This is a genomic window from Xanthomonas sp. WHRI 7065 (assembly GCF_040203115.2).
In the GTDB taxonomy this organism is placed as follows: domain Bacteria; phylum Pseudomonadota; class Gammaproteobacteria; order Xanthomonadales; family Xanthomonadaceae; genus Xanthomonas; species Xanthomonas arboricola.
This window is the reverse complement of record NZ_CP168194.1, coordinates 2,429,198-2,442,860: the sequence shown is the minus strand read 5'-3', so window position 1 is coordinate 2,442,860 and position 13,663 is coordinate 2,429,198. Positions and strand designations below refer to the sequence as shown.

The following is a 13,663-nucleotide window of genomic DNA, read 5'->3' as shown; positions in this document are numbered from 1 at the left end:
AATGCCACGCCGGTAATCCCCGGTGATGGAATCGTCTGCGCCAAATTTTAGATCTTTTGCAGTTGCGGCGCGCCACTACCGGAATCGACCAACCTATGAATCGCTCGCTACTCGCAACCACGATCGCCTCCTGCCTTGTCCTGACTGCCTGTGGCGGCGGTGGCGGCGGCGGCAATGTCCGCAGTGATCCGCCGCAGACCACGGTGGTCGCCCCGACGCCGTCTACGCCTACGACGCCGACAACTCCGACGACTCCGACGACTCCGACGACTCCGACGACTCCGACGACTCCGACGACTCCGACAACTCCGACAACTCCGACAACTCCGACGACGCCGACGACGCCGGGCACCACCACGGCCGACCCGTTGCCCAAGACCGCGCCGACGCCGGCACCTGCGCCCGCCCGCTACCAGGGCCTGGGCAGCAACCTGCTGGTGCCGACCAATGCGGATCTGGCACAGCAGGCCGGTGCCAGGGGCCAGGGCGTCAAGCTGGCAGTGCTGGACGACAACCTCTACGGCAGCTACGCGCCGATCAGCGGCAAGGTCGATTCCTTCAACGATTACACCGCCAGCCCCGGCACACCGGAATCCACGTCGAACGCGCTGCGCGGCCACGGCACCGTCATCTCGGCATTGGTGCTGGGCACCGCGCAGGATGGCTTCGCCGGCGGCATCGCGCCGGATTCGGACCTGTTCTATGCGCGCATCTGCGCCGAAAACTCCTGCGGTACCCAGCAGACCCGCCGCGCTGCGGTGGACCTGGCGGCTGCCGGTGTGCGGATCGCCAACCTGTCGATCGGCGCCTCGTATGCAGATGCGGCCAGCAGTGCCAATGCCGCACTGGCCTGGAAGTACGCGCTGACCCCGCTGGTGCAGGCCGATGCGCTGATCGTGGCCGCCACCGGCAACGAAGGCGCGGCGGAAGCCTCCTACCCGGCAGCGACGCCGGTGCAGGAAGCCAGCCTGCGCAACAACTGGCTGGCCGTGGGCGCGGTCAACATCGACAGCGCCGGCAATGCCGCCGGCCTGACCAGCTATTCCAACCATTGCGGCGCCGCTGCACAGTGGTGCCTGGTGGCGCCGGGCAGCTACTTCGCACCGGCATTGGCCGGCACCGAGCTGCAGGGCCAGATCGCCGGCACCTCGTTCTCCACTGCCGCAGTGAGCGGCATCGCGGCGCAGGTGCTGGGCGTGTATCCGTGGATGAGCGCCTCCAACCTGCAGCAGACCCTGCTGACCACCGCCACCGACCTGGGCGACCCCGGCGTGGATGCGCTGTACGGCTTCGGCCTGGTCAATGCGGCCAAGGCGATCAAGGGCCCGGGCCAGTTCGCCAGCAACTGGTCGGCGAATGTGACCTCCGGCTACGACAGCACCTTCAGCAATGACATCTCCGGCGCCGGCGGCCTGACCAAGAACGGCACCGGCAAGCTCACGCTCAGCGGCAACAACACCTACACCGGCGGCACCAGCGTCAGCGACGGCGTGCTCGCACTGTCCGGCAGCCTGCGTTCGGATGTCATCGTGCTCAACTCGGCCACGTTCGAATCGCACGGCGGTGTGATCAATGGTAACTACAGCCTGGTCAACCCCACCGGCACCACCGCCCTCGAGCTGGGTAAGGGCTTGACCGTCACCGGCCAGGCCAGCCTGAAGGGCAACCTGCTGTTGCTGCCGGAAGCGGCTGGCTACAACGTCGGCAGCAGCGAGAAGATCGTCAAGGCCGGCACGCTGCAGGGCACCTTCGACCGCGTGCAGTACGCCAACAACTTCTTCTGGACTGCCTCGCTCGCCTACGACCCCACCACCGTCACCGCCACGTTGACCCGCAATGCCTCCGCTGCCAGCGCGCAAGCGGCCGGTGCGCCGCAGTCGGTGGTCAACGGTGCCACGCAGGCCGATACGCTGGTCAAGGTGCTGGATACGCGTGTGGCCGCCGGCGATACGGATAACCTGGGTGGCCTGATCAGCGCTACCGGCGCGCTGCTGGCGGCCAACGATGCGCAGGTTGCCGCATCGCTGCCGACCCTGGCCGGCCAGGTGCACGGCATCGAGCGCACGCTGGGCTTCCAATCCGCACTCAACGATGCACGCGTGGCGGCCGATCGCCTGCCCTACCTGGCCGACACCACCACGCTGACCACCTGGATGCAGGGCAGCTATCTGGACGGCGAACTGGGCGGCAAGGGTTTCGACTCGGCCGACTACACCCAGCAGGCCACCACCGTCGGCGTGGATCTGCCGATGGGCAACGCCGGCACCATCGTGGGTGCGGCGCTGAGTTCGGGTCAGGACCGTGCGCACATCGATGCGTCGGCCAGTCGCCTGCGCTCGGACCGTTACGCGATGACCGCGTACCTGTATCAGCCGATCGGCCAAGCGTATGTGTCCGGGATCGGTTCCTACGGCATGAGCAATGTGGACACCGAACGCACGGTGCAGGCCGGCAGCATCGGCGAGCGCCTGCAGGATCGCCGCCACGACACCAACTGGTCGCTGCGCGCGGAAGTCGGCCTGATGCCGCAGGCAGGGCTGTCGCCGTTCATTGCCGCAGGCGTGGTCAGCCAGACCCAGGATGCCTTCAGCGAAGCGTCGGCCACCGGGCTGGGGTTGAGCGCCAACAGCGACACGCTGCGCGCCGGCTATGGCGAGGTGGGTGTGCGCGGTCATCTGGTACGGGGCAAGTGGGGCTTTGATGGCTTGATCGCCTACCGCTCGCTGCTCGGCAATCCGAACTCGGACTTCACCGCCTGGTTCACCGGTCTGCCGGAAGCGCGCTTCAACGTGGCCGGCGAGCCGGTGTCCAAGCAGTCGGCACGTGCCTCGGTGGGCGTGCGCTACCAGCTCAACGATGCCTTCTCCATCTACGGCAACGTGGGCGCCGAGCGCGGTCGTTCCGATGCCAACAGCATCAATGCCAATGTCGGCTTGCGCTGGCAGTTCTGATCGCGACCGGCACCCGACCGCACTTGGTCACCACAACCACTGATGCCATGCAGCACTGCGCATCAGGCAAAAAAAAAGCCCCGGCAATGCCGGGGCTTTTTGGTCTGCGATGACTCAGAAGCTCCAGCCCCAGGTGACCTGGCCGCCGTATGCGGTCTGGCCATCGCCGTTGAGTCCCTGCAACGACAACGCCATGCGGCTGTTGGGCGAGGTAATCAGGCTGACGCCCAGTTCGCCGACCACCGCGTTCTTCGCCAGCGTGACGCTCTGCACCGAGAACTGCGAGCCGCTGCCGACAAAGCCGGCCGACCGCTCCACAGCGCGGTCACCGAACGCATGCCGCCAACCCACCGAGGCATACACCCCGGCCGCCGCACCCAACTGCCAACGCCCGCGCACACCCACTGTGCTGGTTGTGTATTCGTCCTTGGCGCTGTCCACCGACAGCCCGGCAATGCCGCCGCGCTCGTTGAAGCCGTCGGTCTTCAGGTGCGTGTAGTCCGCCGCAACAAACGGGCTGTACACCGCATTGCCGGTGCGCAGATTCCAGGCCGCTTCCAGCGACACGGTGACCGCCTTCGCATCGTAATTGCTGGTCAGCCGCTCTTCGAGCACGCCGGGCAACATCACCCGACGGCTGCTGTCCACGCTGTAATCCGCGTAGTCGACCGCAGCCTGCACAGCGAACGCGGACCAATCTGCCTGGGCGTAGATGCCGGCATGGGTGCCATCGATATCGGAACGATCCAAGGATTCGCGCGAGCGGGTTTCGATGTCCTGATTACCGACCGCGACACCGACCACGCTGCGCTCGCCAATGCGCCGTTCTGCACCGGCCATGATGCCGTTGTCCTCGCGCCGCACCGAGGCGGTGTTGGCATCTCCATCGACACGATTGGGCAGGCTACGGCCGGTGATCCAGACCGTGGTGTCGCCCACCCGCGCATCCTGACTGTCGCCACGCAGATGATTGCCGACGCCGCTCAGCAGGAAGCGGCTATCCAGCAAAGCGGTCGCCGTGCTGGCATGGCTTTCGCCCGACAGCGAGGCAAACGCCGTGCTGATCGCCTGCGGGTCGTCGGGCAAGCGCACCACCGCCTGATAGACCGGGCTGGTGGTCGGCAAGCCATCCACCGCAGCTGCGGCAGCCTGCTGGTTTGGCGCGGTGACCGCATCGACCATGGCCACGGTGTTGCGGCCAAACGACACCGACAACGCAGTGGCACTGGCGCTGACATTCGGCGTGACGAAGGCGTAGTCGGAAACGACGTTGGTGAACTGCCCGGTCAGCCCGCCAGCGGCGCTGATGACCGGGATCTCGGTGAACAACGGCAGATCAGTCGCACGCACCAGTTGCAGGGTGCTGCCCGGTGCCAGCGTGGCCGCCCCGCCCACGCTGATCGGTGTCACCGTGCCACCTGCGCCCGGCGTGACCTGCAGGGTGGAGCCATTTCCGAGCGCGGCATTGCCGCCGACGCTGATCGTGCCAGCCGTACCACCGATCGCCACGGTGCCACCGGAGGTCAGGCCGCCGATGCTGCCGCTGCCGGTGAGCGTGCCGCCCGGACCCACCGTGACCGGCCCGCCCAATGCGGCGCCTGGATTGGCAGCATTACCCACACTCAAGGTTCCTGCGGCAATCGTGATCGGCCCGGTGAAGCCACTGCTGTTTGCGGTGACCAGCAAGGTGCCCACACCATCCTTGAGCAGACTGCCGGTACCCGACAAGGTCCCTGCGTAGGTGCCATTGGCGGTTTGCTGGAACACCAGCGCGCTGGCATTGGCGATATTGCCCTGCAGGCTGTCGGTATCGCCAATCAATGTGCCTGCATTGATCGTGGTGCCGCCGAGATAGGCATTGACGCCATCCAGCGTCAACGCGCCCGCGCCGTTCTTGATCAACGTACCGCTGCCGGTGACGTTGCCGGCAAACGTGCCATCGCCGGCCTGGTCGAACACCAGTGTCGCGTTGTCGACGATGTTGCCCTGCAGGCTGGTGGTGTTGCCGATCAGGCTGCCGCTGGCAATGGTGGTGCCACCGCTATAGGTATTGGGCGCAACCAGCGTCAGCGCCCCCGCTCCCTGCTTGACCACACTGCCGGTGCCGCTGACTGCACCGGCGAACACACCATCGCTGGCCTGATCGAACACCAACGTGGCGTTGTCGACGATATTGCCCTGCAGGCTGGTGGTGTTGCCGATCAGGCTGCCGGCGCTGATCACGGTGCCGCCGGTATAGGTGTTGGGTCCGAGCAGTTGCAGCGCGCCGGTGCCGGCCTTCTGCAGCGAGCCGGTGCCGCTGAGGGTGCCGGCATACACGCCGCCGGTGTTCTGGTTGAACACCAGTGCCGCGTTGTTGGCGATGTCGCCCTGCAGGCTGCTGGTATCGCCGATCAAGGTACCGGCCGTGATCGTGGTGCCGCCGGTGTACCCGTTCGCACCGTTGAGCAATAGTGCGCCGGCGCCGTCCTTGATCACGTTGCCGGTGCCGGTGATCGAACCAGTGAACACGCCATCGGCCGCCTGGTTGAACGCCAGTGTCGCGTTGTCGACGATGGCTCCCTGCAGGCTGGCGCTGTCGCCGACCAGCGTGCCGGCGTTGACCGTCGTGCCACCGGTGTAGCTGTTGCTGCCGTCCAGTGTCAGCGTGCCGGTGTTGGTCTTGATCAACGCGCCGCTGCCGCTGATATCGCCGGCAAGCGTGAGGTCTGCCGGATTGTCGACGCTCAGCGCAGCGCCCAGGACGACCGCATTGCCCACAGTTGCGGCAACAGGGTTGGTCAGCACCGCATCGCCGACCACCGACAAGCTGCCGGTGCCCAGCGCGTTGTTGCTGCCGATCGACAAGGTGCCATCGCCCAGTGCGGTCCCGCCGGCATAGCTGTTGTTGCCACTGAGGGTGAGCGTGGATGCACCGGTCTTGATCACGCTGCCAGCACCGCTGATGGCGCCAGTCAGGACGAGATCGTTGCTGCCTAGCAGCGTCACCGCACCGTCGAGCACCACCGCATTGCCCACGGCCAATGCCTGGTCGGTATCGAGGCTGGTGCCGGCTGCCGCGGTCAGCGTGCCGGTGCCCAATGCCTGCGCATCGCCCAGCACCAGCGTGCCGCCGCCGAGCGCGGTGCCGCCGGTGTAGGTGTTGGCGGCGCTCAGCACCAGCGTGCCGGTGTCGAGTTTCTGCAGCGTGCCGGTGCCGCCGATGCCCACATCGATAGTGCCGGTGACGCCAGGGTCGACCCGGATGATGGTGGTGGCCGCATTGGCGCTCAATGCACCGCCGCCAGCATCGCTCAGCACATACCCATCGCTGATGAACTGCATGCCGGTGATGCCTTGCGTGCCCTGCACGCCTACATTGCCCGCGGTGCCGGCGAACACGGCAAAACTGTTCTGCCAGTCGCTGTTGCTCAGCCCATCGATCGAGGTCCAGTTCGTGGGGCCTGCGGCCCAGACGCCTGCGCCGCCATCGATGCTGCCATTGGCGACCGTCTGCGCACCATCCCAGAACTGCACGTTGCTGCCGGGCGCCAGCAGCACCACGTTGACCTGCTGGGCTAGCGCGGTCTGCAACGTCAGCTGGGTGGGATCGATCGTACCTGGCAGCGTGCCGATGCCCAGGCCGTTGTCGGTCAAGCCACCGGTGTAGTCGATCAGGCGGTACACGCCGGTGCCGAAGCCGCCGATGTCGGTGATGTTGAGCGTGCCGTTCAGGGTGAGATCGCCATTGACCGCCAACACGCCGGTCTGGCTGGGGATGCCCAGGAACGCGTCCAGGGTGGCAGTGGGAGCCAGGCTTAGGCTGCCGGTGGTCAACACTGCGCCACTGGTCACCACCAGGCGGCCGCCGTCATTCACCGTGACCGCGGCATCGACCACGCCGCTGCCGCTCAAGCTGGCACCGCTGCCCACGGTCAGGCCGCCTGCACTGACCAGCGTGCCATCGACGTCCAGCGTGCCGGCGGTGACCTGGGTGGTGCCGCCGAGCGCGCTGGTGCCGGTGAGCTGCAAGGTGCCGGTGCCGACCTTGTCCAGATTGCCTGCATCACTCAGGCTTCCGGCAAAAGTACTGCCGACGTTGTTGGCGCCAAGCTGCAGCGTGGTGCCGCCCAGCACCGCGACATTGCCCTGCCCGGTCACTGCGCCCAAGGCCGCATTGCTGCCGAGCGAGAGCCCGGCACCTGCGGCAACGTCCACAACGCTGGTGTTGCCCAACGCGCCGGGGGCAGCGGTGGCGAGCACGCCGGCCTGCACCGACACCGGGCCGGTGAACGTGTTGCCGCCGGACAAGGTCAAGGTGCCCAGGCCCGTCTTGGTCAAGGCACCCGTGCCACTCAGCACCCCGGTCAGGGCCAGCTCGTCCGCGCTGGCAATGGTCAGATCGGCACCAAGATTGACTGCATTGCCCAGTGCCAGCGCAATCGCGTTGCTCAAGGTGGCATTGCCCAGCACCGACAGGCTGCCGACACCGAGCGCAGTGTTGCTGCCAACCGCCAGGGTGCCTGCATTCAACACGCTGCCACCGACGTAGCTGTTGGCGCCGTCGAGGGTGAGCGTGGACGCGCCGTTCTTGATCAGACTGCCCGCGCCGCTGATCGGGCCGGACAGGCGCAGGTCGTTGCTGCCGACCAGGTTGAGCGCGCCATCGAGCACCACCGCATTGGCGACCGCCAATGCCTGGTTGCTATCGAGGCTGGTGCCGGTTGCTGCGGTCAGGGTGCCGGTGCCCAGTGCCTGTGCGTCGCCCAGCACCAGGGTGCCGCCGCTGAGTGCGGTGCCGCCGGTATAGCTGTTGGCCGCATCGAGCACCAGCGTGCCGGTGTCGAGTTTTTCCACGCCACCGCTGCCGGAAATGGCGACATCGATGCTGGCGGTTGCACCCGGATCCACACGGATCGCGGTCAACGGCGCAGTCACAGCCAGTCCACCCGCGCCGGCATCGGTCAGCTGATAGCCATCGGTGACGAACTGCAGGCCGCCGATGCTCTGCGTGCCCACCACGCCAACGGTGGCTGCGTTGCCGGCAAAGACCGCAAAATCGCCTTGCCAGGTGCTGTTGGCGCTGCCGTCCTGGTTGGTCCAGTTGGTCGCCGCACCCCAGGTCCCTGCACCGCCGTCGACGGTGCCGTTGGCGGTGGTTTGGACACCATCCCAGAACTGCACGATGCTGCCCGGCGCCGTCACCACCAGGTTGAGTTGCTGGCCGATGGCGGTCTGCAGCGCGAGCTGGCTGAGATCCACGCTGCCCGGAAACAGGCCGATCGCCAGACCGTTGTTGGTGAGCAGGCCGGTGTAATCGATCAGCCGGTACACACCCGTGCCGAACCCACCGATGTCGGTGATGTTGAGCGTGCCGTCCAGGGTGAGGTCGCCATTGACCGCGAGCAGCCGCGTATTGCTCGGCGCTGCCAGTGCGACATCCAAAAACGCACCCGGTGCCAGGGTCAGGCCACCCACGCTGAGCGAGGAGCCACTGGTCAAGGCAAGCCGGCCACCGTCGGCGATGGTCACATTGCTTCCCACGTTGCCGGTTGTGCCGGTGCCGGTCAGCGTGCCGCCCAGCGCCACGTTCAATGCGCTGGTGCCCAGGGTGCCGATCACATCCAGGGTGCCGCCGCTGACCTGGGTGGCACCGCCGATCGCGCTGTTGCCGAGCAGGCGCACCGTGCCGGCGCCGACCTTGTCCAGATTGCCGCCACCACCAAGGCTGCCGCCAAAATCGCCACCGCCCAACTGCAGCGTGCCGCCGGCATCGGTAGTGACATTGCCGGCGCCGCTGAGCGCGCTGATCAGGCCGCCGTTGCCGAGATTCAGCACCGCCCCTGCAGCGACATCGACATTGCTGGCGTTGCCAAGCGACGCAGCGGTGCTCGCAACCAGCGTGCCGGCCTGGATCGCCAGCGGGCCGGTGTAGCTGTTGCTGCCATTCAAGGTCAGGGTGCCGGCACCGGTCTTGATCAAGTCGCCTGTACCGCTGATGCTGCCGCTGACCAGCATGTCCGCACCGTTGTCCACGGTGAGCGCTGCGCCAAGCGCGATGTCGTTGCCCAGCGCCACCGCAATCGCATTGCTCAGCGCTGCATTGCCGACGACCGACAGGCTGCCGGTGCCGAGTGCATCGTTGGCGCCGACCGCAATGGTGCCGGCCGTCAACGTGGTGCCACCGCTATAGCTGTTGCCCGCGTTGAGCGACAACGTGGTGGCGCCATTCTTGATCAGGCTGCCGCTGCCGGTGATGGCACCGTTCAAGCCGAGATCGTTGCTGCCGACCAGCGTGAGCTGATCGTTCAACTGCACCGCATTGCCCAGCGTCAGCGTGGCAGCGGCATCCAGTTCGGCAGGGCCGCCGACCAGCAGCGCACCCACGCCCAGCGCAGCGTCGTTGCCGAGCACCACACGTCCCGCATTCAGCGCAACGCCGCCACTGAAGCTATTGGCATTGGCCAAGGTCAGCGTGGCAGCGCCTTGCTTGTCGAGACTGCCGCTGCCGCTGACCACGCCGTTGAGCGTGATGTCCTGCGTGCCAGGCAAGGTGAGTGCGCCATTCAAGGCAAGCGCATTGCCCAGCGTCACCGCGGTGCTGGCATCCAGTGTGGTGCCCGCGGCGGTGCTCAGCGTGCCCAAGCCCAGTGCCGTGTCGCTGCCGACCACCACTGCGCCGCCCTGCAGTTGCAGTCCGCCCGCCCAGGTGTTGTTGCCATTGAGCGTGAGCGTTTGCGTGCCATTCTTGATCAGGCGACCGGCGCCGTCGACCACGCCATCGAGGGTGAGGTCCTGGCCATCGATTGCGAGTTGACCGGCGACATTGACCGCGTTCTGCAAGGTCACCGCAGTGCTGGCAGTGAGCTGCGTGCCATCGGCAGCGGTGAGCGCGCCGGTGCCGAGTGCGCTGTCGCTGTCGACCGACAGGATGCCGGTGTCGAGCAAGGTGCCGCCGGTATAGACATTGTTGCCGGTGAGGGTCAACGCACCGGCGCCCTGCTTGACCAGGCTGCCTGCGCCACTGACGATGCCGGTGATGCCCAGATCGTTGTTGCCGGTCAGCGAAAGCGCACCGTTGAGCACCACAGCGTTGCCGATCGTGGTCGCGGCGGTGGCCTGCAGCTGCGTGCCATCGGCAGCGGTCAGTGCCCCGGTGCCCAGTGCTGCGCCGTCGCCGATCAGCAGCGCGCCTGCATTGAGATCCACGCCACCGGCAAAACTGTTCGGTCCAGCCAGCGTCAATGCAGCATTGCCGTCCTTGACCACGCCACCCACGCCACTGACCGCACCGGTGAGGGTGAGATCCTGGCTGCCGCCGAGCTGCAGGTCCGCTTCCAGCGCCACGTTGTTGGCGAGCACGCGTGCGGCGGTGCTGTCGAGCAGTCCGCCGCCGACGGTCAGGGTGCCAAGACCCAAGGCGGTGTCGCTGCCCAGGATCAGGCTGCCTGCACTCAGGCGCGTGCCGCCGGTGTAGCTGTTGTTGCCGGCCAGGGTCAGGCTGGCGGGCCCCAGCTTGTCCAGGCTGCCCACGCCGGTGATGGCGCCGGTAAGCGTGAGCGCGTTGCTGCCACCCACGTTGACCAGGCCTGCTAATGCAATGGCATTGGCCAGCGTGCTGACAGTTGCATTGTCCAGGGTGGTACCGGCTGCTGCGCTGAGCGCGCCAACACCGAGCGCGGTGTCGCTGCCTACCGTCAGCTTGCCGGCGCTGAGCGTGGTGCCGCCGCTGTACAGATTGTTGCCGCTCAGCGTGAGGTCGCCGGTGCCGGATTTGATCAGGCTCCCGGTGCCGCTGATCGCGCCACTCAGTGTCAGTGCTTGCGCCCCGCTGAGTGTCAGCGCACCTGGAGTCAACGCGATCGCGTTGCTCAACGAGGTGGCCGCCGTGTTTTGCAGGGCCGCATTGCCGGTGACGTTCAACGCCCCCGTGCCCAGCGCGGTGCCGCTGGCCACCTGCAAGATGCCGGCATTGAGGTTGGTGCCGCCGGCATAGGTGTTCAGGCCACTCAGGGTCAAGCTGCCGGTGCCGAGCTTGTTCAACGCACCGGTGCCGCCAATGGCGCCGGTCAGGTTCAAGGCATTGCCGCTGCTGCCCACGCCCAAGCTACCGGTGAGTGCAATCGTGTTGCCCAGGGTTGCCGCAGCGGTGGCATCCAGCTCGCCGCCGCTTGCGGTCAGGGTGCCGGTGCCCAGTGCCGCGTTCGAGTCCACCACCAGGCGCCCGGTACTCAAGCTGGTGCCACCGGTGTAGGCGTTGTTACCGGTCAGGGTGAGGTCGCCCGCGCCGCTCTTGATCAGGCTGCCGCCGCCGTTGATGGCACCGCTCAATGTCAGCGCCTGCGCGCCGGTCCAGTTCAAGGGTCCGCCAAGGCTGATGCCGTTGGCCACCGTCAGTGGCGCACTGCTGCTGAGGCTGGACGCGCCGGTGACGTTCAGGCCGCCGCTTCCCAGTGCCGAGGCACTGCCCAGTTGCAAGGTGCCCGATGCCAGCGTGGTTCCGCCAGCGTAGGTGTTGGCGCCGTTGAGCGCGAGCGTGCCGGTGCCGGTCTTGTTGACACCACCCGCACCGGCAAGCGTACCGGTCAGGGTCAGCGCATTGCCGCTGGCACCCAGGCCCAGCGTATTGGTCAAGGCAACATTGTTGGCCAGGGTCAGTGGAGCGCTGGTATCCAGCTGCCCACCGGCGGCTGTCACCGTGCCCGCTCCGAGCGCAGTGTTGGTTTCGATCAGCAGCGTCCCCGCAGCCAGCGTCGTGCCGCCTGCATAGGTATTGCTGCCGCCCAGGGTGAGCGTGCCGGTGCCGATCTTGTTCAGCGCTCCGGCACCGCTGATGCCGCCGCCAAGTCGCAGGTTATTGGCACCGCCGATGCCGATGAAATCGTTGAGCACGAACGCGTTCGGCAAGTCGACTGCAGCACTGGAAAGCACGCTGCCGGCAGATACGTTGACGGTGCCTGTTCCCAGTGCGCCATTGGTGCCAACGGTCACTGAGCCGCCGAGCAGGTTGACGCCACCGCTGAAAGTATTGCTGCCGGTCAGGCTCAACGCACCGGTCCCGGTCTTGGTCAGCGCACCGGTGCCGATGATGGGGCTGGCAACGGTCAGTGCATTGGCGCCCTGCAAGGTCAAGCCACCTGTTCCCAACGTGATGCCGCCGGCAGGCGACAGGCTCAGGCCGGCGGCTGTCGCCTCCAGCGCACCGCCGTTGGCGGTGATGGCAGTGCCTAGCTGCGCAGGATTGGCAAACTGCAGTACGCCGCCATTGAGCGCGCTGCTGCCGAAGTTGCTTCCGCCCCCCACCGACCAGGTGCCGCTGTTGACGCGCAGGCTGCCGAAATTGATGTACTGCGCGGTGCTGAGCGTTCCGGCGCCGGTGCTGCCGCTGCCAGTGCCGGTGGCCGAATTCTGCAGGATCAGCGTATTGGTGCCGCCTGCGCCGCCATCCACCACACCGGTCTGCGCAAAGCTCAGCAAGCCGCCCGGCCCAAGCAGTTCGAGCGCGAGCCCGCCGCCGCTGTTGACGCTGCCGCCAGTCACCGCCGTGAAGCTGTTGGTGCTGCCCGCCCCCATCGACACGCTGCCGTTGATGGTGCCGGCGTTGACGAAGCTGTTGCCGGTGGCCGAACTCTGGAAGCCCACACGCCCGTTGATGGTGCCGGTGTTGACCGCATTGACGGTACCGCCGCCGCTGACTGCAATCACCGGCGTATCCGCACTCAGCACCGACAGGTTCAACAATGCACGGCTATCGATCAGGCCGGCATTGTTGATCTGCACGACGCCATTGCTGGCCGAGGTGATGCCAAGCGCCATGCCGTCGAGATTGAGCAGGTTCGCCCCCAGCAGGCCGCCGGTGCCGTAAATCGCGCCGGTGGCGAGATTGTTGGCGGTCACCGTGGTGGAACTGGCGTTGCCCATGGTGACGCCGGTGCTCAACACCGACAACAGGCCGAGCACCGAGGGATCGATCGTACCGCTGTTGTTGAGCGTGGCATTGGTGCCACTGAGCGCAATGGCGGTGCCACCCAGCAGCCCGGCGGTCATTTGCGTGCCAGCCGCAACATTGATGGTCAGGTTGTTTGCGTTGCTTGCGAAGCTGTTGCTGGTGATTGGCAGCCCCGTGCAGGTGACGGTTGCACCCGCTGCGGGGAGCGCAGGTGTGCATGCCCCCCAGGCCAGCATCGGTGCGGCGGCTCCCACCGCCAGGACGACCAGGCTCGCCACACTGCGGCGGGTTGAACCGGGCTTGCGCCGCCGACGTACCAGCTCGTGCGTCACCACCCAATTGCCAATCGCCGCGTTCCAGACCAGCGCAAATGCACGATTCATTTTATTCCCCCTGTATCGCCGTGCAGAGACTCACGCACACACACGCGCTCTCCAACAGCAGAAAGTTGATTTACTGTCGAGTCGGTTTAAAACAGCTTTTGCCGTGCCAACCGGTATCGCCTACGGATGAGTACGTTTAATACCATTCCCTGCGGATAATATTGGGAGATTAATAGGCAAAGCGCCATGCATGAAACTGTGCTGAATATCACTAACCACAAAACTATCCATGACACACGTCGAAACTGTCGACTGGTTTGCTCGTGCCCGTCAGTGTTATCGCGCCACCTCATGCGGCAGGCGCCACAGATCATGCGCGGCAGGCTTCAAGTAAAAAAATGGCATAATTCAGCTGTAAAGCGGAATATGATTGGATGAGTCCGAATGATTTAAAGCGATCT

Annotated in this window: 2 protein-coding genes; one reads left to right on the top strand and one right to left on the bottom strand. The window is 66.2% G+C overall.

The annotated features are described in order from the left end of the window. Nucleotides 1-95 precede the first annotated feature (95 nt). Nucleotides 96-2,951, top strand: coding sequence for a S8 family serine peptidase (locus tag ABQY64_RS10430; RefSeq protein WP_349780495.1), 2,856 nt, complete (start codon nt 96-98; stop codon nt 2,949-2,951). Nucleotides 2,952-3,065: 114 nt separating this feature from the next. Here the strand turns inward: ABQY64_RS10430 and ABQY64_RS10425 are convergent, their stop codons facing one another. Continuing rightward, on the bottom strand, nt 3,066-13,262 hold the full coding sequence (locus tag ABQY64_RS10425) for an autotransporter-associated beta strand repeat-containing protein (protein WP_349780494.1): 10,197 nt from the start codon (nt 13,260-13,262) through the stop codon (nt 3,066-3,068). Between the last annotated feature and the right edge of the window lie 401 nt (nt 13,263-13,663).